Genomic DNA, 22,523 nt, shown 5'->3' on the forward strand with positions numbered 1-22,523 from the left:
TGCGGGACATGCCAGGGCTGCCGCTGGCAGCCCTGATCGGTCAGCATCAGACCTTGCGCACGAACTCGGACTTCAGCTTCATGGCGCCGATGCCGTCGATCTTGCAATCGATATCGTGGTCGCCGTCGCACAGGCGGATGTTCTTCACCTTGGTACCGACCTTGACCACCAGGGATGAGCCCTTGACCTTGAGGTCCTTGATGACGGTGACGGTGTCGCCATCCTGCAGGACGTTACCGACCGAGTCCTTCTTCACCACCTCGTCGCTGGCCGCCTCGGCATCGCCGCTGGCCGACCACTCGTGGGCGCATTCCGGGCAGACCAGCTGGGCGCCATCTTCGTAGGTGTATTCGGAATTGCATTGGGGGCAGGGCGGCAAAGAGCTCACGACGGTTCCTTAGACGAGCGTTGAAAGGCGCACATTGTATAAGGTTTTGTCGGGCGGGGCAGGGGAGTTTTGCGCGTCGGTGTGCGGCGGCTGCCGTACACCGACGTGGGAAGGGCGTCAGTGCGTACGTGCGACGGCGAATTCGCTGAGTTCGACCAGGGCGTCGCGGTAGACGCTGGCCGGCAGCACGTTCAGGCACTCGATGGCGCGGGCCACATAGTCGCGAGCCATCTGCGCGGTGTAGTCCAAGGCGCCGCAGGCTTCGACGGCCACGCGGATCTGCTCGAGGTCTTCGATGCCGCCTTTCTGGATCGCCTGGCGCACCAGGGCCGCCTGCTCGGCGGTGCCTTCGCGCATGGTGTAGATCAACGGCAGGGTCGGCTTGCCTTCGGCCAGGTCGTCGCCGACGTTCTTGCCCAGGGTTTCCGAGTCGCCTTTGTAGTCGAGGAGGTCGTCGACCAGTTGGAAGGCCACGCCCAGGTGGTCGCCGAAGGTGCGCAGGGCCTCGCGCTGGGTTTCGTCGGCGTCGGCCAGGGCGGCGGCGCTGTGGGTGGAAGCTTCGAAAAGCATGGCGGTCTTGCCGCGGATGACCTCCATGTACACCTCTTCGGTGGTGCTGGCGTCGCGGACTCGCGACAGTTGCAGCACTTCGCCCTCGGCGATGACGCGCGTGGCCCGCGACAGGATCTGCATGACCGACATCGAACCGAGCTCGACCATCATTTCGAAGGAGCGCGAATAGAGGAAGTCGCCCACCAGCACGCTCGGTGCATTGCCCCACAGGGCATTGGCGGTGGAGCGGCCACGGCGCATCCCGGACATGTCGACCACGTCGTCGTGCAGCAGGGTGGCGGTGTGCAGGAACTCGATGGTCGCGGCCAGCAGGCGCAGGTCGTCGCTTTCGCGGCCCAGGGCCTTGCCGCAGAGCAGGACCAGCAACGGACGCAGGCGCTTGCCACCCGCCGAAGTGATGTAGTCGCCGATCTTCGATACCAGCGGTACGCGCGAGGTCAGCTGTTTCTTGATGATCTCGTCGACGGCGTGAAAGTCTTCCGCCACCGCGCGGTAGAAGGTCTGGGGTTGCATCGGCTGCTCCATTGGGGGTGCGCGGCATGCTAGGTCGCGGGTTCCGGCGTGTCAAGGCGCGTCCGGTCCGGCAGCGGGGCGAGGCTTGCAAGGGCATCATGGGTTGCGTACAATCGCGCACCCTACTTTCCTGGGCAGCACCTGCCTTACGCAATTGCATCGGGCCTTCCCAGCTCATGCAGCCATGCCAGCCAATACTCTTCCTATAAAGCGCTGGGTGAGCAGGATTATCGGAGAAATACCCATGTCTTACGCAGTAATCGTTACCGGCGGCAAGCAGTACAAAGTCGCTGAAGGTGAATTCCTCAAGGTCGAGAAGCTGGAAGTCGCCACCGGCGAATCCATCACGTTCGACCGCGTTCTGCTGGTTGCCAACGGTGACGCCGTCACCATCGGCGCTCCAGTCGTCGCCGGCGCTACCGTCGTTGCCGAAGTCGTTTCGCAAGGCCGTCACGATAAAGTCCGCATCATCAAGTTCCGTCGTCGTAAGCACCACATGAAGCGTATGGGCCACCGCCAGTGGTTCACCGAGATCAAAATCACCGGTATCCAGGCTTAATCGCCTCGGTCCCCTGAATTTATTTGGAGAATTGAACCATGGCTCACAAGAAGGCTGGTGGTAGTACTCGTAACGGTCGCGACTCAGAATCGAAACGCCTTGGCGTGAAGATGTACGGCGGCCAGGTGATCAAGCCGGGCAACATCATCGTTCGCCAGCGCGGCACCGAATTCCACCCAGGCTACGGCGTGGGCATCGGCAAGGATCACACCCTCTTCGCGAAAATCGAAGGCGTGATCAAGTTCGAGAAAAAAGGCGAGTTCAACCGCCGTTACGTGAGCATCGTCGCCGCTTAATCGCGACGCCGCTCTCGAAGCCCCGTCATGCGACGGGGCTTTTTCATTTGTGTCATTTGTGGTGAGCCTCTTGCAAAGCTGTTTGTTTGGGCTGCCGGCGTGGTGTGTGGCGATCGTGCAAGAGGGGCTGGGCCTGTGCCCGTCCGTTTCGCGCAGCGCTTGAGGTCGTACGGGGCCGCCGCGCTCATCTTTGCAAGAGCCTCAGGTTATTCAGTTATTCAGCTCGCCCGCAGGCGAGAGGCGGTTTCTAATGAAGTTTGTTGACGAAGTATCCATCAAGGTCAAAGCCGGCGACGGCGGTAACGGTTGCATGAGCTTCCGCCGCGAGAAGTTCATCGAGAACGGCGGCCCCAACGGGGGCGACGGCGGTGACGGCGGCTCGGTGTACATGGTCGCCGACGAAAACCTCAACACCCTGGTCGACTACCGCTACACCCGCCACCACGAGGCCCAGCGCGGCGCCAACGGCGGCAGCACCGACTGCACCGGCAAGAAAGGCGAAGACCTGTTCCTGCGCGTGCCGGTCGGCACCACGGTGATCGACGCCACCACCCAGGAAGTGATCGGTGACCTGATCAAGCCCGGGCAGAAACTGATGGTCGCCCAAGGCGGCTGGCATGGCCTGGGCAACACCCGCTTCAAGTCCAGCACCAACCGTGCGCCGCGCCAGACTACGCCTGGCAAGCCGGGTGATCAGCGCGACCTGAAGATGGAAATGAAAGTGCTGGCCGACGTCGGCCTGCTGGGCCTGCCCAATGCCGGCAAGAGTACCTTCATCCGTTCGGTCTCGGCCGCCAAGCCAAAAGTGGCCGACTACCCCTTCACCACCCTGGTGCCGAACCTGGGCGTGGTCAGCGTCGACCGCTGGAAGAGCTTCGTCATCGCCGACATTCCGGGCTTGATCGAAGGCGCATCCGATGGCGCTGGCCTGGGTATCCGCTTCCTCAAGCACCTGGCGCGTACCCGCGTGCTGCTGCACCTGGTGGACCTGGCGCCGCTCGACGAGAGCAGCCCGGCCGATGCCGCCGAAGTGATCGTCAACGAGCTGACCCGCTTCAGTCCGTCGCTGGCCGAGCGTGAGCGTTGGCTGGTGCTGAACAAGTCGGACATGATCATGGACGACGAGCGCGACGAGCGCGTTCAGGAAGTGGTCGAGCGCCTGCAATGGGAAGGCCCGGTCTACGTGATCTCGGCCATCTCCAAGCAGGGCACCGAGAAGCTCAGCCACGACCTGATGCGTTACCTCGAAGACCGCGCCGACCGCCTGGCCAACGACCCGGTGTTCGCCGCCGAGCTGGCCGAGCTCGACCAGCGCATCGAAGACGAAGCCCGCGCCCAGCTGCAAGCCCTGGACGATGCCCGCACCCTGCGCCGTACCGGCGTGAAGAGCGTGCACGACATCGGCGACGACGATGATTGGGACGACTTCGAAGACGACGAAGACGGCCCGGAAATCATTTACGTGCGCGACTGATCGCCCGCAGCAAGTTGCAGTACACTGAACGCCGCTCATTCGAGCGGCGTTTTGGTTTCCAGGCCCTGTATGAAAAGGGTTTGCACGCGGACGAAAAGAAAAAGGCGCAGCCCCTGATGCCGGTAAGTTGAGCAATCGGGGCCGCTTGGCGGCCCATCGCGGCTAAAGCCGCTCCTACAGATCGAGCATGGAACCTGTAGGAGCGGCTTCAGCCGCGAGGGGCTGCAAAGCAGCCCTAATTAACACACTTCGGCTTGACTGACTGGCCTTGGGCGCAGTGCCTGACCCGGGCGGCATCACGCTTTCGTCGGCCGCTTGCAGTCCGATTTCATACAGCGCCTGCGACAACGGTATCTACGGATTCGACATAGGTTGGAGAAACGATGCGAAGCAAGGTGACAGGTGCGCGGCGCTGGGTGGTGAAAATCGGCAGCGCCCTGCTGACGGCCGATGGCAAAGGGCTGGACCGCGGCGCCATGGCCGTATGGGTCGAGCAGATGGTGGCCTTGCGCGAGGCCGGTGTGGAGTTGGTGCTGGTGTCCTCGGGCGCCGTGGCCGCCGGCATGAGCCAATTGGGCTGGACCACCAGGCCGAGCGCGATGAACGAGCTGCAAGCGGCGGCGGCCCTGGGTCAGATGCGTCTGGTACAGGCGTGGGAATCGAGCTTCGGCGAACATGGCAAGCACACCGCGCAGATTCTCCTGACCCACGACGACCTATCCGACCGCAAACGCTACCTCAACGCCCGGAGCACCCTGCGCACCCTGGTGGAGCTGGGCGTGGTGCCGGTGATCAACGAGAACGACACGGTGGTCACCGACGAAATCCGCTTCGGCGACAACGACACCCTGGCTGCGCTGGTGGCGAACCTGGTCGAAGCCGACCTGCTGGTGATCCTCACCGACCGCGACGGCATGTTCGATGCCGACCCGCGTAACAACCCCGACGCCGCGCTGATCCATGAAGCCCGCGCCGACGACGCCAGCCTCGACGCGGTGGCCGGTAGCACCGGCGGCGCGCTGGGCCGCGGCGGCATGCAGACCAAGCTACGCGCTGCGCGTCTGGCGGCACGCTCCGGCGCCCACACGGTGATCATTGGCGGGCGCATCGAACGCGTGCTCGACCGGCTCAAGGCCGGCGAGCGCCTAGGCACCTTGCTCTCGCCCGAACGCGGCATGCTCGCCGCGCGCAAGCAATGGCTGGCCGGGCACCTGCAAACCCGCGGCACGCTGGTGCTCGACGAGGGCGCCGTGCAGGCGCTCAAAGAGGCGCACAAGAGCCTGCTACCGGTTGGCGTAAAGACCGTGCAGGGCAGCTTCCGGCGTGGCGAGATGGTGGTCTGCGTCGATGCGCAGGGCGTCGAAATAGCCCGGGGCCTGGCCAACTACAGCGCTCTCGAGGCGCAAAAAATCATCGGCCAGGCGTCGGACGCGATCCAGGGCATCCTGGGTTACAGCGCCGAGCCCGAGCTGGTGCATCGCGACAATCTGGTGCTGGTCTGAGGAAATAACCCAATGTTGAAGAAGATGATTGTCGCGGCGGCGCTAGCCATGCCGCTGCTGGGCCTGTCGCCGATAGCGGGCGCTGAAGAGATCGGCCAGGTGTCGACGGTATTCAAGTTCGTCGGCCCCAACGACCGCATCGTGGTCGAGGCCTTCGACGACCCTAAGGTGGAAGGGGTGACCTGCTATCTGTCGCGCGCCAAGACCGGCGGGCTCAAGGGTGGCCTGGGCCTGGCCGAAGACCGCGCCGAAGCCTCCATCGCCTGCCGCCAGGTAGGGCCGATCAACTTCAAGGGCGACCTGAAGGACGGTGAAAGCGTGTTCAAGGAACGCACCTCGCTGGTGTTCAAGACCATGCAGGTGGTGCGCTTCTTCGACAAGAAACGCAATACCTTGGTGTACCTGGTCTACAGCGACCGCGTGATCGAAGGCAGCCCGCAGAATGCGGTGACGGCGATTCCGATCCTGCCTTGGGCGCAATGACCTGTGTCGCTGGGTATCGGTTGATGCCATAGCACTCAGGAGGAAGCGGCTTCGGCCACCTAAAATCAGGCACCGCGCAGATGCCCAAAGATGAGGTTGCAGCCATCGGGGCCGCTGCGCGGCCCATCGCGGCTGAAGCCGCTCCTACAGCGATCATGACTGCGTGGGAGCGGCTTCGGCCGCCCTAACTGGGCACTGCGCAGGTGTGCAAAGGGGAGGTTGCAGCCATCAGGGCCGCTGCGCGGCCCATCGCGACTGATCGGAACGCCGAACCGGCCCCTCCTCCAGGAAGGGGGCGCTTATTTCGCAGGGTGGCGCCTATCCTGTGGGAGCGGCTTCAGCCGCGATGGCCGGCGCAGCCGGTCCAAACCAGGCACCGCGCAGAGTCTGCAGGATGAGGTTGGACCCTTGGGCCGGCTGCGCCGGCCATCGCGGCTAATCGGAGCGCTGAACCGGCCGCTTCTATGGAGTCAGTGAAGGGTAGCCATTGCCACGGGGGGCAGTGACTGGCGCCCGCTTCCGTAGGCGTGCGCTGAGCGCCAGTCGATCCCGATATCTCCACTACAACGGACTGATGTACTTCCAGTCCGACTCGTCGATGTAGATCCCGTTCGGCCCACTCCCGCCTTCCAGATCGATCGCCACCTGCGCCGACACCTGCGGCTTGACACTCGCCAGGATCGGCACGAAGCCCAACTGCTGGCTGGTTTCCAGCAGCGCCGCCTGGTTGCGTTCGTCGATGTCGGCGGCCTCGTCCAGGTAGTAGGGCAGGCGGATGCGGCTGGCCAGGTCGCGGTCCATCAGGTGCAGCAACAGGTACATGTTGGTCAGCGCCTTGATGGTCATGGTGGTACCGTTGGATGCCGCGCCGTCGATGTCGGCATGGATCACCGGTTGGCCGTTGATCTTGGTGATCTCGAACGCCAGTTCGAATAGCTCCTTGAGGCCCAACTGGTTATGGTTGGCCGCGACCAGGCGCGCCAGGTACTCCTTGGCTTGCTCGTTCTTCTGGTCCTGCTCGACGCTGTGGCTGAGGTCGAACACCGACAGCGTCTCGCCTTCCTCGTATTGCCCGGCGCTGTGGATGATCTGGTCGATGTGGCGCAGCGCTTCCTTGTTCGGCGCCAGCACCACGCGGAAGCTCTCCAGGTTGGAGACCTGGCGCTTGTTGATCTCGCGGTTGAACAGCGCCAGCTGGTGTTCGAGGCTGTCGTAGTCGCTGCGGATGTTGCGCAAGGTCCGGGCGATGTCGGTGACCGCCGCGCGGCGCGCCTTGGCCAGGGTCAGGGCTTCTTCGCTGCGGTGCGAGTAGGCGTTGATCAGCAGGTGCAGGCGCCGTTCGAGGTCCTCTTCGTTGTCGAATTTGGCCACGCCTTTGAGGCGCACCTGGGCGTAGAGCATCTCGATCTGGTTGTCGACCCGTTGCAGTGCCTGCCAACTGTCCTGGTAGTCGCTCAGCAAGGGCAGCAGGTTGTCCATGGAGTCGTCGACCACCTCCATGAACGGCGTGCCCTGCGGCATGTCGCTGGGCAACAGTTGGCGCCGGCGCAGGGCATCGTCCAGGGTGCGCTGCTTGGCCTCCATGTCCGCCAGTTGCCGGCCGACCAGTTGCAGCTTGGCCGACAACTGCTGCACGCGCTCGGTGAACGCGTCGCTGGAGCGCTTGAGTTCGTCCTGCGCCGCTTCCAGTTGCGCCAGTTGCTCGAGTTTTTCCCCTTCCTCGACGCTCAGCGTCTGGCTGCGGCGGAAATCCTCCAGCGCCTTCTGCGCATCCAGCACCTGCTGGTACAGCGCCTCGCTCTGCGCCTTGCTGGCGCTGCGGTCGTGGGCCACCGACTGCTGGGTCTTGAGCTGCTTGAGCTCCTTTTCCAGGCGCTCTTTCTGGTCGCGCAACGCGGCACGGTCGGCCAATGCCTGCAACGCCGGTGGGTCGATGTGCGACAGGTCGATGGACAGACCCGGCGCTTCGAAGCGCTCACCCTTGAACTGATCAAGCACCGCTTCCAGGGTCTTGACCCACTGCGCGCCGTCATCCAGTTCGATGCCGCGTTCGCCCAGTGGCAGGCTGAACAGCGCGCCGTTGAACAGGCGCATCAGGCGGTCGACGTCCGGCTGCGAGAACTCTTCGCGCAAGCGCGCATAGCTGTTGTTGTCGGCATGGTCGAGCTGCTGGCGCACGCTTTTCAGGCGCTGTTCCAGGTCGCGCAGGCGCTCGTCGAGGTCCTCGCTGGAGAACTGCCGCGAGTGGGCCAGGGCGCCGGCCAGCTCGTCGTGGGCGTCCTTGGCCGCCAGCAGTTGCTGTTCGAGCTGCTTGACGTCCTCGACCAGGGCGAAGCGCTGCTTGAGCACCGACAGCTCGCCCAGCCAGCGCTGGCAGCCGGCGATTTCGCGCTCCAGGCGCATCAGTTCCTGAGTGCCGCTGCGCTGGGTGTTCTGCAGGTTGTCCTGCTCGGTGCGGTAGTGCTCGGCCTGGATCACCAACTCTTCGCGACGAGCCAGAGCATAGTCCTGCCAAGTGCCGAGCAGGTTGTCGAGCAACGGCGAGATCTTCTGCAGCTTGCCGCGCAGCACGTCGCGCTGGGCCACGCCGCCGGCCAGGGCTTCGATCAGCGGGCCGGCGGTGACCAGGGCGTTGTAGTCCTGCTCCATGCGGCGCACGTCGCGGAACGCTTCTTCGCAAGCGGCGATGTAGTCGACGCTGCCCGAGCGCAAGCTGTGCTCGAAGGCATCGAGGAACAGCTGCTTGAGCTTGGCCGCAGTGATTTCGCGCATGTGCAGCAGGTTGATGAACAGGGCGCGGAAGGTCTTGAGGCTGTGTTCGCTGGTCGAGCGCAGCGGAATCAGGGTCAGGTCCAACGGCACCGAGGTGTGTCCGCCGACCAGTAGGCGGCGCAATTCGTCGGGCTTGAGTTCGTAGGCTTTGAAACCGTGGCGCTCGAGGTTGGCGAACAGCTCCTTCTGGCGCAGGCAGGTGTCGTCGTGCTGGTAATGGGCCAAGTCCAACTCGCCCTGGTAGGCGAAGAACTGGTGGCCGAAGCCGCCGCCCGGCCCGCGCCCGACCACGCCGACCACGTGTTTGCCGTGGGGCAGGTCGAGTTCGCAGAGGATGTAGCTGGTATCGCTGGCGAAGTAGAAGCGCCGCGACTGCTCCAGGCTGTACTTGCCGAAGCTCATGTCCGACATGCGCGCCAGGATGGGGAACTGCAAGGCGTTGATCGACGCCGACTTGCCCAGGTTGTTGGCGCCGTACACCGACAGCGGGTGCTCCAGCGGGAACAGGCCGAGGCTGTAGCCGGCCGTGTTGAGCAGCGCGAAGCGGCGGATACCGTAGCGTTCCTGGCTCATGCGTCGTGCTCCTGCTGTTCTTCGCGGATGGCGCGGGCCAGGGCGGCGTCTTCGTCTTCGTCCGCAGGCTCGTTGCTGTCGTCGCCTTCATCGGCCAAGGCCGGGGTCGGCAGGGGCAGGGCGCTGTGCAGGGTGGCGGCCAGATCGCGGTCCTGCTGCACCGACAGGCACACGTCGAGGAAACGGTGCATGGGCGGCAGGAAGCGGTACACGCCGCCTTCCTCATGGGCGAAGCCCAGCTGCGTCATGCGCCGAAGGATCTTCTCTTCCAGGTCTTCGACGCTCTGCACTTCGGCCTGCTGGAACAGCTCGCGGTACTTGTCCAGCAGCGACGGCAGTTCGTCGCGGCCCAGGCTGCCGCCGTCGAGCACTGCCAGCGGGTCGCGGCCCTGGTCGGCGAGGTGCTCGACCAGGATGAAGGTGAACAGCGACAGACGTTGGGCGGTCTTGTTGACGTGCGCGGCGGCCTGCTCGGGGACGAAGTAATAGAAGCCGCGGGTGTCGCACACCAGCTCGAAGCCCAGGGCCTTGAACAGGGTGCGGTACTGGTCCTGGAAGTTCGACAGTTGCGCGTACAGCTCCGGGTCGCGGCGGCTGACGTGGAAGCCTTTGAACAGCTCGCGGAAGATCGGCGCCAGCTGGGACAGTTCGGAAAGATCAAGATGCATGGACGGGGCTCGCGTTGGAGTCGGGCGTGGCGTCGCGGCTGGAGCTCAGGGCGCAGGAGTGCAGGCTGACCCGGTGTTCGCGGGTGGCGTAGTCGCGCCGCTCGAGCCGCTGGCGGCTGAAGCGTTTGTCCCGCGACAGGCGCGAGAACCAGTACAGCAATTCGTCGGTGGCGCCTTCGGGCTCCTGCTCCAGCAACCAGACCATGAGGTCGGGCATCGGCAGGGCCGCTTCGCAGCGCTGGAGCATTTCCTTGACCGTGCGCGGCGCCTGGGCCGGGTCGCGCTCGGTGCGATGCGCTTTGGGGAAGCGCGTCGGCTTGGGCTCGAAGCGGGCCAGGGCGTACACATAGGCTTCGACCTGGCTGGCGCTGCCCAGAAACGTGCTTTGCGGCCGGGTGAACAGCGGCAGGGCGGCATGGGGCAGGGCGTCGAGGCCCTTGCGCCGGATCACCGCCAGGGCCAGGGCGGCGCCGCGGGTCACGGCGTTGTGCCGGCGCGCCTCTTCGCGCAGCGGCAGCAGCAGTTCGCGGGCATGGCGCAAGGTCAGCTGTGCGCTGGTCTGCATTTCCAGGATGCGCGCATGGGTGCGCAGCAGCATGTCGTCGTCGACCAGATGGCCCAGCCGCGCCTGTTCGCCCAGCAGCGTGAGCAGCACGCTTTCCACCTGGCGCACGCCACGCTCGAAGGCGCCGTCGGCGTTGACCAGCTGGATCATCGGCTCGACGTATTCGTCCCAGGTGGCCAGCACTTCGGCATAGCGCTGGCGCAAGGGGATCTGCCGGCTGCTGGTCTTGGCCCGTTCGGCTACCGCGACCAGGGCCTGCTCGTCGTTGTCGAGCTTCTTCAACACATCGCGCACGCGCATGTCGAGCAGGCGCAACTGGCGCGCCAGGTCGTCGCTGTCGCGGTTGTCGAACGCGTCCTGGATGTGCCCGGCCAGGCGTTCGAGGTGGCGCAGGTAGGCCTCGATCTCCAGGCACAGGCCGAGGCGGTGTTCGCGGCGCAGGTAGGCGAGGAAATCGTGGATCTGCGCGTTGAGCTCGAAGCGGTTGGGGCTCTTGGCCACCGGCACCAGGATGTCCAGGCGAATCCATTGATCGAGCAGCTGGGTGATGTCCTGCGGCGTGCTCTCGGGCTGATGCCGCGCCAGGTGCTGGCGCAGCTCGACCAGGCTCAGGGTGCCTTGGTCGAAGCGCTCGCACAGCGGTTCGAGCAAGGCCCAGTGTTCGGCGAGGGCGCGCAGGACGCGCTTGGGTTCGATCATGGTGGGTCGACTCGTTGCCCGGTGAAAGGCGGCGATTGTACTGCATACGGGGGGCCGGGTTTCACCCCTTGGCGCGGGCCACATTCGCGCTCGACCGTTGCGGCAAAACCGGCGCAACAACGGTAGAATGCCGACCTGTTTCCCCCGGACGACCCTGCCGTGCTGACCGAGCCCCGCCGCCGCGCCTACCTTTCCGCCATGCAAGTGGTGCACTGGCTGCCGCGCGCCGAGCTGCCGTTCGCCGCGCCTTCGCGGCCTGAACTGCTGCTGCCGGTGGCGCTGCCCGACGAGCCGCTGCTCGACCCTGCGCCAGTGGCGTCTGCCACCGCGGCCGCCGCTGCGCCCGCATCGCGTCCAACCCCGCGTGCGGCCGAGCGGCCGAAGATCGAAGTGCCGCGCCCGAGCAGCATGGCCAAGCCGGCCGTCAAGGCGGCGCAAGCCGAGGAGAGCAAGGCACCGGCGGCCAAGCCCGCACGCGTCGCACCGCCACGCTTCGCCCTGCAATTGCTGCGCGCCGGCCATTGCGCGCTGCTGGTGGAACTGGCCACCGGCCAGCCGTTCCAAAGCCGCGACCCATCGTACCTGCTGCTCAAGGACATGCTGCGCGCCGCCGGCCTGCCGGACGCGCCGCAGATCGTCGGCGAGCCGGTGCGCTGGCCGATGCTGATGCGCGGCAACCTCGATCAGGGCCCGGACGCGGCACGCGAATTCGTCCAGGCGTTCGTCCAGGCCCGGCTTGAGGATGCCCCTTGCGCCTGCCTATGGCTGGTCGGCCTGCCGGCCATGCGCTTCGCCGGCGCCGCCGAGGAATCGGCCTATTACCAAACGCTCGAGGTCGACGGCCTGGGCACTGCCTGGGCGCTGCCGGGTCTCGAACTTCTGATGGACGAGCCGCAGCGCAAGGCCGATGTCTGGAAAGCCATGCGCCAGCTGATGGCGCGCTGGAAACCCGTTGCATGAGTGACGCGATCACCTTCCGCCCCATGACCGAGGCGGACCTCGATGCCGTACTGAAGATCGAATACGCCGCCTTCAGCCACCCCTGGACCCGCGGCATCTACCAGGATGCGCTCAAGTCCTACGAAGTCTGGCTGATGTTCGACGGCCAGCAGCAGGTGGGGCATGGCGTGATCAACGTCATCATCGACGAAGCGCATCTGCTCAACATCACCGTGAAGCCAGAAAACCAGGGTCGCGGCCTGGGCCTACGCCTGCTCGAACACCTTATGGCCCGCGCCTGGCAGCTCAACGGTCGCGAGTGCTTCCTGGAGGTGCGTGCGAGCAACCAGTCGGCGTACCGGCTGTACGAGCGCTTCGGTTTCAATGAGATCGGGCGGCGACGGGATTATTACCCCCTGGCCGGGGGGCGGGAGGATGCGTTGGTGATGGCCTGTACGTTGTTCGAGGACTGACCGGGCCGGGATCGTTCCTGCGTTCTGTGCGGCAAGACACAGCCTGGGGAGGAGGGTAAAACTTACCGGCGTTTCGTCGGACTAATGCCGGTGACACATCCCCTTACAGTCTGGAGATCCACCGACATGCACGTCTCGTTCCGTCCCCACTGGCTTCTGGCCGCCGTCCTCCCTCTCGTGCTCGCCGCCTGCGGCGACAGCGAGCCCGACCAGCGCGCCGCCTTCAAGCAGTTCCTGCAGACCCGTATCCTCGACAAGCCAGGGGTTCACGTACCCAAGCCCAGCGAAGACGAATCCAAGGCGTTCGGCGACTATGCTTCGCACTACGCCGTGATCACCGACTTCAACGGCAAGATGGACGAGAGCGTCAAGCCGTTGGGCAACCTGGTGAAAACCATTTCGGTGCGTTCGTTGAACGATGTGATCGACCACCGTGCCGACCTCAAGGCTGCCCAGACCGGGCTGAACGACATGGGCGAGCACCTCAAGCAGTACCAGGCCCATGCCGACGCCGAGCATGCCAAGCTCAAGCAGCCCGAAGACCTGAAAACCGTCTACGACAAGGCTTACGACCGCACGGTCAGCGCGCCGACCACTGCCTTCATGGAAGTGCTGCCGCAGATCGACACGGCCATGAACGCGATCTCGGAGGTAGGCGACTACGTCGAAGCCCACAAGGCGCAGATCCAGATCAACGGCTCGCAGATCACTGTCCAGGACCCGAAAGTCCTGGAAGAGCTGAACGCCCGGCTGCAAGCGGTGAATGCCCAAGGCAAGGCCGTGCAACAAGCGCAGACGCGCATGCAGTCGGTGATGTTCGGGCGCTGAGTGCGTCGCGTCAGGCGCGAGTCAGGCATCGCGGCCAAGCGGCCTGTGCAGGCGAGGCTTCAGTGGCGCGTTTGCACAAGGGCGTGTGAGGCCGGTATGTGATGCACGACGCGTAGCCGAAACAGTGAAGCCCGCGCGATGCGGGCTTCACTGTTTCTGTTTGGCGCAAAAGGCATGGTTTCATCCTCCAAGGGGCTGGTATCGGGCAGCGCGTCGCTCGGTGCAGCGCCCTTGCCCGCCGGCCGAACGTACTGGCGCAATACCGTCCGGCGCCTAAAATTCCTCGCCGTGCAGCCGATAGCCTGATACCCCCTTTCGCGTCGATAGCAGCGGTACGCCCATGCCCGAAGACCTTTTTTCCACGACCCCCTCCACGCACCGTCGCTCGGGCGTGGCGATCATCCGTGCCTCGCTGTTGAAGTTCGTAGGCCTGTTGACCGGGGTGTTCCTGCTTGCCGGCTATTTGATCCTGTACCTGGCCAACGACCTGGATCGCAGGGAGGAGAGCGAAAGCGCGTTCCATGTCCGCAAGGCCGTGCAGACCATCGAAAAGTCCATAGGTGCCACGGTCAAGGATTATGCGTTCTGGGGCGATGCCTACAAGCACCTGCACACGACCATCGACACCGAATGGGCCTATGTGCGCCAGAATGTCGGGGCGACGCTGTACGCCGACTACGGCTTTGGGGGGCTGTTCGTGGTCGATGCTGCCGATCGGACCGTTTATTCCGTCATCGACGGGCAGTTGCAGGGCGTGGCGGCGTCCGACTGGTTCAAGCGATCGTTGCCACAGATCTTGGCCAAGGCGCGAGCCGGGAGCGACGCACAGACGCCGACCACGCTGTTCGTCGATGTCGGCGGCCGACCCGCCTTGGTAGGCGCCGCGGCCATCACGCCCGGCACCGATCCGACCGTGACGGTCGACGATGGACCGGCTTCGGTGCTGATTTTCGTCGACATTCTCGAAGACAGCAGGTTGCGAGCACTCGGCAAGGACTACGGCGTGGAGGGGCTGCGCATCGCCACGGCCGCCGAGGCCGATGGCCCGCATGTGCTGGGGCTGGGCGAAAAGGGTGCGGCGGGGCGCTTGCACTGGGCGCCGGAAAAGCCGGGTCAGCGGCTGCTGGGCATGGGCTTGCCCTTGATCGGTCTGGCCGCGCTCTTGGTCTATCTGATGGCCTGGGCGATCTTGCGCCGCACCACGGCCAGCGCTCAGGCGCTCGATGCCAGCTATGAATCCTTGCAGCGCAGCCAGGCGGCGCTGGCGATCAGCGAAGCGCGCTTTCGCGATGTGGTGGAAGCCAGTTCCGATTGGGTGTGGGAAATTGATCGGGACGGGCGTTTCACCTATTTGTCCGAGCGCTTCGAAGCCGTGACTGGGTTGGTCAGGCATGACTGGGTGGGCGCGCCGATGGACCGGCTGTTGTGTACCGAATTGGGATCGGTGACGCAGTGGTTGGGCATTCCCAACCGTCGGCCCGACGTCAGTGTCGATTGCCGCTACCTCGATACCAACGGCCGCGAGCGCGTCACCCGCCTGTCCGCCAGAGCCATGGGCGACCAAGCCTTCCGCGGTACCGCGACCGACGTCACGGAAGAAATCGAATCGCGCCGACGCATCGAGTTCCTGTCCCAGCACGATGCTCTGACAGGACTGGCCAACAGAACCCGGCTCAGGGCGTTCCTCGACGCCAAGCTCGCTCAGCGGCCGACGGTCGAGCGGCCCTTGGTCATGCTCAGCCTGGACCTGGACCGCTTCAAGCCGGTCAACGACCTGCTCGGGCATGCGGCCGGCGATACGGTGCTGAGCGAAATATCCGGCCGTTTGGCTAATCGTGTCCGCCATGGGGACCTGGTGGCGCGTATCGGTGGCGACGAATTCGTGCTGATCCTGACCGACCTGAAACGCCAGGACGAAGTGGAAGCGCTGTGCAAGCAACTGATCGAGGCGATCGAGCAGCCTGTTCAGGTCGGCGAGCAGGACGTGTTCGTCAGCGCGAGTATCGGTATCGCGCTGGCTCCCACCGACGCTGCCGAGGCCACTGAACTGCTGCGCTACGCCGACATCGCCCTGTACGAGGCCAAATCGTGCGGGCGCAATACCTGGCGCTTCTATGCCAGCGACATGAACTCGAAGATCATCGAACGCCGTCGCCTGGAAAACGATCTGCGTTTCGCGATCAAGCATGGCGAGTTATGCCTGCACTTCCAGCCGCGTTTCCGCATTGGCGATGGCCGAATGGTGGGTGCCGAAGCGCTGGTGCGCTGGCAGCATCCGAAGCGTGGCCTGATCCCGCCCGACATCTTCATTCCCATTGCGGAGGAAACGGGTTTGATTCTGGCGTTGAGCAACTGGGTCATGGAGACTGCCTTCGACTACGCCACGACCTGGCCCGAGCCTCTGTTCGTCTCGGTCAACCTTTCGCCCAGTGAGTTCAAACGGGGCAATCTGGTGGAGCGTGTGCAGCAGGCCTTGCAGCGGACCGGCATCGAGGCGCGGCGGGTGGAGATCGAGATCACCGAAAACGTCATGCTGGACGATGCGAGCCTGGCGCTGGAAATCATGCAGACGTTGAAGACGTTGGGCATCCGTATTGCGATGGACGATTTCGGCACGGGTTATTCGTCGTTGAGCTATCTGCGCACCTTCCCCTTCGACGGGCTGAAGATCGACCGCAGCTTCCTGTCGAAGCTGGGTACGGGTGAGGAAGACCAGTCCGTGATCAAGGCGATCGTCGGTCTGGGCCACGCACTGTCGCTGACCGTGACCGCCGAGGGCATCGAAACCCAAGAACACATGGCGCTGTTGAAGTCGGTATTGTGCGACGAAGGCCAGGGCTATTTCCTGAGCCGGCCTCTGGACACCGAAGGCTTCAGCGCTCTGGTACGAGTCACCCAGGATGCCGGGGTGTTGGAGAAGAGCTGAGCGCAGAGGCCATCGTGGGTACGTCTCTGCGCCCGTGCAGCGCTTAGAACCAGCGCATCCCCTCGAACGGGTTCCAGCTTTTCGAGCCTTCGACGCGCGTCAGGTAATAGCCGTAGTTGGCGCTCAGGCCATACATCGCTGCCATGGCGCCGTTGATGCCGTATTCGATCCCGCGAGGAAACGTGAAGTCGAAGGCGATCTCGATCAGGCCCAGGCCAAAACCGATGGCCAGATTGATCGCGATCAAGCTGAGGTTCTTGCGCCACATGCCCAGCACGAAGAAGTAGACGATGCCGAAGAAGAACGCGATGAAGTTCATGGAGATCAGGCGGCGTTTCTTCGCCGGGAGTGCTTTGAAGGCCGCTTGGTAGGCTGGCGATTGTGGCCCGCCGTATCGCTCGAAGAAGGCGAAGCGTTCCTGCCATTTTTCGCTGAGTGGGCTGTCGTCCGTTGAACGCGCGGGTTCGATGCCTGCCATGGGTGAAGCTCCTTTTAGTGGTTCGTCGAAGGTGGAACATCGTCCTGAGTGCCCCGGGCAACCCGTTGCAACCACACGCAAGCGAGCCGGAGGGCGTTTTAAGCATCGGTGTAGATCGGCTGCCGCTCATTGGGTTCGGGCCGGCAGGCTCGAAGCGCTTGGAACTGTTAAGCCGTTGGCACTTCGCAGGTGGCGGTCGGTGGTGCAATCGGGTTCGAGCAATGTGTGCCGGGTGGCTGGGCTCGGGAGGGAGCGGCGCGTGCCTAGGACGAAGCGGGCTCGCGCCGAACGTCGGAAACAAAAAAGCCCGCACAAGGCGGGCTTCTTCGTTGCTAGACGATGCGGACATCGTCTAGCTGGAGTTTGGTGGCTACACAGGGACTTGAACCCCGGACCCCAGCATTATGAATGCTATGCTCTAACCAACTGAGCTATGTAGCCAACTGGCGCGCATTATTCTCTTCACCGGCACCTCTGTCAACACTCCATGTGAAAAAAATCCGCACGCTTTCAGAAACTTAGGCTGATGCCCTCGATCACCGTACCAGTAGCCAGTGGCCGAGCACGTCGTGGAACCTCAATCGTTGGTCGGTAGCCAGGCGCTGGAGGGTGTCGGCAGGGCGGTCCAGGTCGAAGTCGCCGCTCACCCGGCGATGGGCCGTCTGTCCGTCCAGCAACCACAGCCGTTGCCCTTGGTAGCTCGCCAGCCGTTCCAAGACCTGACCCAGCGGCAGGTCTTTGACGATCAGATGGCCTTTGCGCCAGGCGTCTGCGGTTTTCACGTCGATCTTTTGCGCCTGGTGCAAACTTTGGCCGTCGAAGGTCAGACGTTCGCCGGCCGACACCAGACGCTGCTCGCCGTCCTGCTGCACCACCGCCTTGCCGTTGAGTACCTGCACTTCGTCGTAGTCGGCATGCCGAGCGATCAGTACGCGCGTGCCGAAGACCTGGATACGCGCCTCGCCCACCTGCACGTCCAGTTCGCGACCGTCCAGGTTCACATCCAGCAGCACCTGGCCCTGCACCAGTTGCAGATGCCGCACGCGGCCGCGCAGGTCGAGGTTCATCGCGCTGGCGCTGTCCAGGTGCAGCGTGGAGCCTTCGCTCAAGCGCACCGTGCGTCGTTCGCCGACCTCGGTGTGCAACTGGCTGGCCAGGCGTCCCGCCCATGGCCAGTAGAGGTAGGCGAGGGCGGCCAGGCCGAGCACGAACAGCGCGCCCAGGCAGGTGCCGAGACGGCTCTTGCGCAGCGTGGACACCTGAGGTCGCGGACGCGCCGGCACTGGCACCGGCTGCAATCGATGCAGGCGAGCTTCCAGGCTCGCATACGCCTGGGCGTTGACCGGGTCGGCGCACCAGGCGGCGAAGGCCTGGCGCAGGCAGGTGTCGCAGTCGGGACGTTGCAGCAGAGCGAACCATTCCAAGGCGTCTCGGTCAGGATCGGGCAGGTGCTGAAGAGCGGGCATCGGGCTCATCGATCGGGCAGCTCGCAAAGAACGTGAGAAAGGCCGAAGCGGCAGTGGGCAATGTGCCAGCGATGCTATTTATATTGAGAACCATTTGCAAGTAAGTGCCGGATGGGTGGTAAAAAAGGTAGCTAAGTAACGAGTTGTTTCCGGATAATCGACCTCCACTTCGCCCACGGACGATCCGGCCATGGCCAGCAGCAGTACGCAGACCTCCACCGCTCCCACTCCGGCAAACCCCGCCAACAGCCTGGTGATGTCGATCATCGGCTTCTGCGCCCTGGCGCATTTGATCAACGACCTGATCCAGTCGGTGCTGCCGGCGATCTATCCGATGCTCAAGGTCAACTACGACCTGAGCTTCACCCAGATCGGTCTGATCACCTTGACCTTCCAGGTCACCGCCTCGCTGCTGCAACCCTGGGTAGGCTTCTTCACCGACCGCCGGCCGACGCCCAACCTGTTGCCGCTGGGCACCCTGTGCACCCTGGTGGGCATCGTCATGCTGGCGTTCGTCGGCAGCTTCGCCATGATCCTGCTGGCCTCGGCGCTGGTGGGCATCGGTTCCTCGACCTTCCACCCGGAAACTTCGCGCATCGCGCGCCTGGCCTCGGGCGGGCGCTTCGGCCTGGCGCAGTCGACTTTCCAGGTCGGCGGCAACACCGGTTCGGCCTTCGGTCCGCTGCTGGCGGCGGCCATCGTCATTCCGTTCGGGCAGACCCACGTGGCCTGGTTCGGCCTGGCGGCGCTGTTCTTCTTCGGCGTGACGCTGAAGCTGCGCGGCTGGTACGTAGGCCACTTGAACCAGGCCAAGGCCCGCAAGACCGTCACGGTGACCCATGGCCTGTCCCGTGGCCGGGTGGTCGGCGCGCTGGTGATCCTGGGGCTGCTGGTGTTCTCCAAGTACTTCTACATGGCCAGCTTCACCAGCTACTTCACCTTCTACCTGATCGAGAAGTTCGACCTCTCGGTGGCCAGTTCGCAATTGCACCTGTTCCTGTTCCTCGGCGCGGTGGCGGCGGGCACTTTCTTCGGCGGCCCCATCGGCGACCGCATCGGGCGCAAGGCGGTGATCTGGTTCTCGATCCTGGGCGTGGCACCGTTCACCCTGGCGCTGCCCTACGCCGACCTGTTCTGGACCACGGTGCTCAGCGTGATCATCGGCTTCATCCTGGCCTCGGCCTTCTCGGCCATCGTGGTCTACGCGCAGGAGCTGGTGCCCAACAGCGTGGGTATGATCGCCGGGATCTTCTTCGGCCTGATGTTCGGCTTCGGCGGCATCGGTGCGGCGCTGCTCGGCTATGTGGCCGACCTGCGCGGCATCGAATATGTGTACGACCTGTGCTCGTTCCTGCCGTTGTTCGGCTTGTTGACGGTGTTGCTGCCTTCCACGAAGAAGGCTGCGCGCAAGTAGGCCGATGGCGCTGTGGCGCGCAGGGATCGAGACGACGTTTACGTCGACATCCCGCGCCCACCGCGCGCACGACTTCCCCGCTCGCCGGCCCAGCTCACCCCCTCGCGGCCGATTGACGAGGCAGGGCGGCTGGCCTAGAGTCGCGGCTCCTGCCTCTTCCTACAGCACACCTCATGCGCCGCCTCTCCATGCCTTCGCTAGCCTGCCCGCCTGACCTTCAGGCCCGGTATCGCGCCTGGCCGAGCGACACGGTGCTCAAGCGCCGGCGCAGCGTGCTGTTCGCCTTCACCTTCTCTCCTCACCCGTACCACGTCTGATTCGCGCTGCCGAGCCGTAATGGGTCGGCTGCGCCCGTGTCCGCGCTTTCGAGCGTCGGACGATGGAATCTATGCGGCCTACGTCTGCGGGGCCGCCGAACGTGTCTTCGAGGAACGATGTGATGAACCTGCGTTTGTTGGTGGGGCTGCTGTTCGCAGTGTCGGTGGTGGGCTTCAGCCTGGGCGCGACCTTGCCGTTGGTGTCCCTGCGTTTGCAGGCGGCGGGTGCCGGCACCTTGGAAATCGGTATCGTCTCGGCGATTCCCGCCGCGGGCATGATGCTCTCGGCTTTTCTGGTCGATGCCTGCTGCCGACACCTGACCCGACGGGTCATCTACCTGCTCAGCTTCGGCCTGTGCCTGACCAGCATCGTCTTGCTCGACTGGGGCTTCGCTACGCTCTGGCAACTGGCCGTGCTGCGTCTGATGCTGGGGTTGGGCATGGGGGTGGCGATCACCCTCGGCGAGTCTTGGGTCAACGAGCTGTGCCCCGAGCACAACCGCGGCAAGATCATGGCCCTGTACGCCACCTGTTTCACCGGCTTCCAGGTACTGGGCCCGGCGCTGCTGTCGCTGCTGGGCGCGCAGAGCCCGTGGCTGTTGTGGTTGGTCAGCGGGTGCTACGGCTTGGCACTGCTGTGCATCGTGCTCAGCGTGCCCAACGACCGTGTGGCGCACCCCGACGACGACACAGGCTTCGGCCTGGCCGGGTTCTTCCGCGTGGCACCGGCGCTGTGCATGGGCGTGCTGTTCTTCTCGTTCTTCGATGCGGTGGTGCTGTCGCTGCTGCCGATCTATGCCACCGGTCATGGCGTAGCTGTAGCCGTGGCGGCGTTGATGGTGACCGTGGTGTTCGCCGGCGACATGCTGTTCCAGCTGCCGTTGGGCTGGTTGGCGGACCGGGTCGAGCGTACCGGCCTGCACCTGGCCTGTGGCGTGCTGGCGATGCTGATCGGCCTGGCGCTGCCGTGGCTGTTGCAGGCGCAATGGTTGCTGTGGCCGATGCTGGTGCTGTTGGGCGCAGTGGCAGGCGGGATCTATACCCTGGCGCTGGTGCTGATCGGCCAACGCTTCAGCGGCCGCGATCTGGTGATGGCCAATGCCAGCGTGGGCTTGCTGTGGGGCATCGGCAGCCTGGTCGGGCCATTGCTCAGCGGCGCGGCGATGACGGCCGCGCCGCATGGGTTGCCAATGGCATTGGCGCTGATGGCCGGAGCGTTCGCGATGTTTGCCTGGCGCGCCTGGCGGCACAGTTCGAGCCGCGTTGAGTTGGTTAGATAGATACAGATGTTGAGCGTTGCGACAATGAGGCCCTGTGATTGTCCGGTTTAGTGCTTTGTGGCCATACGGACCGCTGTCAACCTGTCGTGAGAGAACTCGCCCCTCCCAAGTAATCCTGCCACCCGCGTACATGCTCATAAGCGGCACGGGAGGCTTGGACGGAATCGCGGAGTTGTGGCCCACGCCGCGATTTTCGCAATGGGATGCGGTGAGGGCAGCAATGCGTATAAAGCGCAGTCAGCTGTGTGGATGACTGGCCGCTTTAACGTGACAACAAGCCGTTAACTATAAAATTTGCCAGTTGCGTGATCTGCCAGGGTTCTGAATAGTTACCGTCATGCAAATCGACAGGGCAATCGAAGTGGATAGTACTCATCGTGGTGTCAGTAAGTCCGCCTTTCCCGGTGCGGCAGTGAGTTACTCGCCTTACGGCAGCCATACCCGTTATGGCAAGCACCCTATGACGCTAGGGTACGACGGCGAATATTTAGATCATCACACTCAAGCCTATCATCTCGGGCAAGGTTATCGCCGCTACTGTCCAAGTCTAATGCGCTTTGCCAGTCCTGATAGTCTAAGTCCCTTCCGACGAGGTGGCGTAAATGCCTACGCTGCGTTTGGCAACCACCCTATTGGATGGACGGATCCAAGCGGCCATGCGCCGCAAGAAAAAATTAAGAATATGCAGTTCTATAAACTGCGTGCGACTTCGATGAACAGATCCTCTGACGCGCTCAATGCTCGAGAGTCCGTTAGAAAAAAACATGACCTGTCGAAAATTCCAGTGCTGCAGGATTCGGAACCGCATGAGTATGCTGAGTACTTGAAGCAATTCCAAGCCATGCCCGATGTTTCTGAGTCTTCCTTTCAAGTGGTCGTTAACGGTTCTCAAGTCAGGGGTATCCGAAAGCCTCACAAATTTGTGTTCACTCGCCATGCGGAGCTGATTATCGGTGATGAGCGGTTTGTCGAGTTCGCTCACCCCATGCTCAATTTTTTCTCTGAAAACAATCCAGGTGTGATCTCTGCAGGCTATATCTCCTGGAAAAATGACAATGCCATCGTCTCGGATTACTCGGGCCATTATTACCTGAGCGCCGCCGGTCGGATGACGGGTGAACCCGTCATCACTTATTCGAAAGCGTTGGGGCTGAAAGCGAAGCTGGTCAGGTCGCAAGGGGTGATGCCTCAATGAGTGCTCCCTGCTAAGTCGGGGAGGGGCGATAGATGCAGACCAGCCACTGAAATTCCTTTTTGCGAAATACAAGGCAAATGATTTTGATGGGAAATACATGGCGCTCGCCTACCGCCCAATTACCAGGCTCATTCCAAAGGGG

Annotated in this window: 19 protein-coding genes, 1 tRNA gene and 1 pseudogene; 13 read left to right on the forward strand and 8 right to left on the reverse strand. The window is 63.7% G+C overall.

Features of this window, described 5'->3' with window-relative positions; all coding sequences use genetic code 11:
* Positions 1–46 precede the first annotated feature (46 nt).
* Both ACSMEV_RS06855 and ACSMEV_RS06860 read right to left on the reverse strand, forming a co-directional pair.
* The gene (locus tag ACSMEV_RS06855) at positions 47–388 is read right to left on the reverse strand and encodes a zinc ribbon domain-containing protein YjdM (RefSeq protein ID WP_459207758.1); all 342 of its coding nucleotides are present in this window, start codon (positions 386–388) and stop codon (positions 47–49) included.
* Positions 389–505: 117 nt separating this feature from the next.
* A complete protein-coding gene (locus tag ACSMEV_RS06860) occupies positions 506–1,474 on the reverse strand; it encodes a polyprenyl synthetase family protein (RefSeq protein ID WP_459207759.1) in 969 nt (322 codons plus the stop codon).
* A gap of 244 nt (positions 1,475–1,718) precedes the next feature.
* Between ACSMEV_RS06860 and rplU the strand changes: the two genes are divergently transcribed.
* The 5 genes from rplU to ACSMEV_RS06885 all read left to right on the forward strand — a co-directional run bounded on the left by rplU (position 1,719) and on the right by ACSMEV_RS06885 (position 5,788).
* Positions 1,719–2,033 (forward strand): 50S ribosomal protein L21, encoded by a 315-nt coding sequence (gene rplU / locus ACSMEV_RS06865; protein ID WP_296265572.1) that lies wholly within the window; start codon positions 1,719–1,721, stop codon positions 2,031–2,033.
* A gap of 38 nt (positions 2,034–2,071) precedes the next feature.
* Complete coding sequence (rpmA, locus tag ACSMEV_RS06870) at positions 2,072–2,329, forward strand: 50S ribosomal protein L27 (RefSeq protein WP_023533198.1); 258 nt, start codon at positions 2,072–2,074, stop codon at positions 2,327–2,329.
* 250 nt (positions 2,330–2,579) lie between these two features.
* Complete coding sequence (cgtA, locus tag ACSMEV_RS06875; protein WP_459207760.1) at positions 2,580–3,803, forward strand: Obg family GTPase CgtA; 1,224 nt, start codon at positions 2,580–2,582, stop codon at positions 3,801–3,803.
* Between the two features lie 383 nt (positions 3,804–4,186).
* Positions 4,187–5,305 (forward strand): glutamate 5-kinase, encoded by a 1,119-nt coding sequence (proB, locus tag ACSMEV_RS06880; RefSeq protein WP_459207761.1) that lies wholly within the window; start codon positions 4,187–4,189, stop codon positions 5,303–5,305.
* Between the two features lie 24 nt (positions 5,306–5,329).
* A complete protein-coding gene (locus ACSMEV_RS06885; protein WP_459208300.1) occupies positions 5,330–5,788 on the forward strand; it encodes a CreA family protein in 459 nt (152 codons plus the stop codon).
* 511 nt (positions 5,789–6,299) lie between these two features.
* Here ACSMEV_RS06885 and mksF read toward each other — a convergent pair.
* The 3 genes and pseudogenes from mksF to mksB form a co-directional block, all read right to left on the reverse strand.
* Positions 6,300–9,133 (reverse strand): annotated as a pseudogene (gene mksF / locus ACSMEV_RS06890) (Mks condensin complex protein MksF); the annotation flags it as partial.
* On the reverse strand, positions 9,130–9,801 hold the full coding sequence (mksE, locus tag ACSMEV_RS06895) for an Mks condensin complex protein MksE (RefSeq protein ID WP_459207762.1): 672 nt from the start codon (positions 9,799–9,801) through the stop codon (positions 9,130–9,132). The pseudogene mksF and the gene mksE, both read right to left, overlap by 4 nt.
* A complete protein-coding gene (gene mksB, locus ACSMEV_RS06900; RefSeq protein ID WP_296265584.1) occupies positions 9,791–11,065 on the reverse strand; it encodes an Mks condensin complex protein MksB in 1,275 nt (424 codons plus the stop codon). The genes mksE and mksB overlap by 11 nt, the downstream gene beginning before the upstream one ends.
* Before the next feature lie 159 nt (positions 11,066–11,224).
* Here mksB and ACSMEV_RS06905 point away from each other — a divergent pair, with 159 nt between their 5' ends.
* The 4 genes from ACSMEV_RS06905 to ACSMEV_RS06920 all read left to right on the forward strand — a co-directional run bounded on the left by ACSMEV_RS06905 (position 11,225) and on the right by ACSMEV_RS06920 (position 16,231).
* Positions 11,225–12,025, forward strand: a complete 801-nt coding sequence (locus ACSMEV_RS06905) for an energy transducer TonB (RefSeq protein ID WP_459207763.1) — start codon at positions 11,225–11,227, stop codon at positions 12,023–12,025.
* On the forward strand, positions 12,022–12,477 hold the full coding sequence (gene rimI / locus ACSMEV_RS06910; protein ID WP_459207764.1) for a ribosomal protein S18-alanine N-acetyltransferase: 456 nt from the start codon (positions 12,022–12,024) through the stop codon (positions 12,475–12,477). Before ACSMEV_RS06905 ends, rimI begins: the two co-directional genes overlap by 4 nt.
* Positions 12,478–12,603: 126 nt before the next feature.
* Positions 12,604–13,305 (forward strand): DUF3053 domain-containing protein, encoded by a 702-nt coding sequence (locus ACSMEV_RS06915; RefSeq protein ID WP_459207765.1) that lies wholly within the window; start codon positions 12,604–12,606, stop codon positions 13,303–13,305.
* Positions 13,306–13,645: 340 nt separating this feature from the next.
* Entirely contained in the window at positions 13,646–16,231 is a 2,586-nt protein-coding gene (locus ACSMEV_RS06920) for a bifunctional diguanylate cyclase/phosphodiesterase (RefSeq protein ID WP_459207766.1), read from the forward strand.
* A 43-nt stretch (positions 16,232–16,274) separates the two neighbouring features.
* On the opposite strand, the gene ACSMEV_RS06925 is transcribed toward ACSMEV_RS06920, so the two are convergent.
* The 3 genes from ACSMEV_RS06925 to ACSMEV_RS06935 all read right to left on the reverse strand — a co-directional run bounded on the left by ACSMEV_RS06925 (position 16,275) and on the right by ACSMEV_RS06935 (position 18,175).
* Positions 16,275–16,709, reverse strand: a complete 435-nt coding sequence (locus tag ACSMEV_RS06925) for a DUF2628 domain-containing protein (protein WP_459207767.1) — start codon at positions 16,707–16,709, stop codon at positions 16,275–16,277.
* 364 nt (positions 16,710–17,073) lie between these two features.
* Positions 17,074–17,150, reverse strand: a tRNA-Met gene (locus ACSMEV_RS06930).
* A gap of 95 nt (positions 17,151–17,245) precedes the next feature.
* Positions 17,246–18,175: a FecR family protein gene (locus tag ACSMEV_RS06935; protein WP_459207768.1), complete on the reverse strand. Its 930-nt coding sequence runs from the start codon at positions 18,173–18,175 to the stop codon at positions 17,246–17,248.
* A gap of 190 nt (positions 18,176–18,365) precedes the next feature.
* Here ACSMEV_RS06935 and ACSMEV_RS06940 point away from each other — a divergent pair, with 190 nt between their 5' ends.
* From ACSMEV_RS06940 to ACSMEV_RS06955, 4 genes are all read left to right on the forward strand, one after another.
* Positions 18,366–19,589: an MFS transporter gene (locus ACSMEV_RS06940; protein ID WP_459207769.1), complete on the forward strand. Its 1,224-nt coding sequence runs from the start codon at positions 18,366–18,368 to the stop codon at positions 19,587–19,589.
* A gap of 188 nt (positions 19,590–19,777) precedes the next feature.
* Entirely contained in the window at positions 19,778–19,906 is a 129-nt protein-coding gene (locus ACSMEV_RS06945) for a hypothetical protein (protein ID WP_296265599.1), read from the forward strand.
* A gap of 122 nt (positions 19,907–20,028) precedes the next feature.
* On the forward strand, positions 20,029–21,186 hold the full coding sequence (locus tag ACSMEV_RS06950) for an MFS transporter (protein ID WP_459207770.1): 1,158 nt from the start codon (positions 20,029–20,031) through the stop codon (positions 21,184–21,186).
* A gap of 337 nt (positions 21,187–21,523) precedes the next feature.
* Complete coding sequence (locus tag ACSMEV_RS06955; protein WP_459207771.1) at positions 21,524–22,381, forward strand: RHS repeat-associated core domain-containing protein; 858 nt, start codon at positions 21,524–21,526, stop codon at positions 22,379–22,381.
* Positions 22,382–22,523 lie beyond the last annotated feature (142 nt).

It is taken from the genome of Pseudomonas sp. MLB6B, from assembly GCF_054508135.1.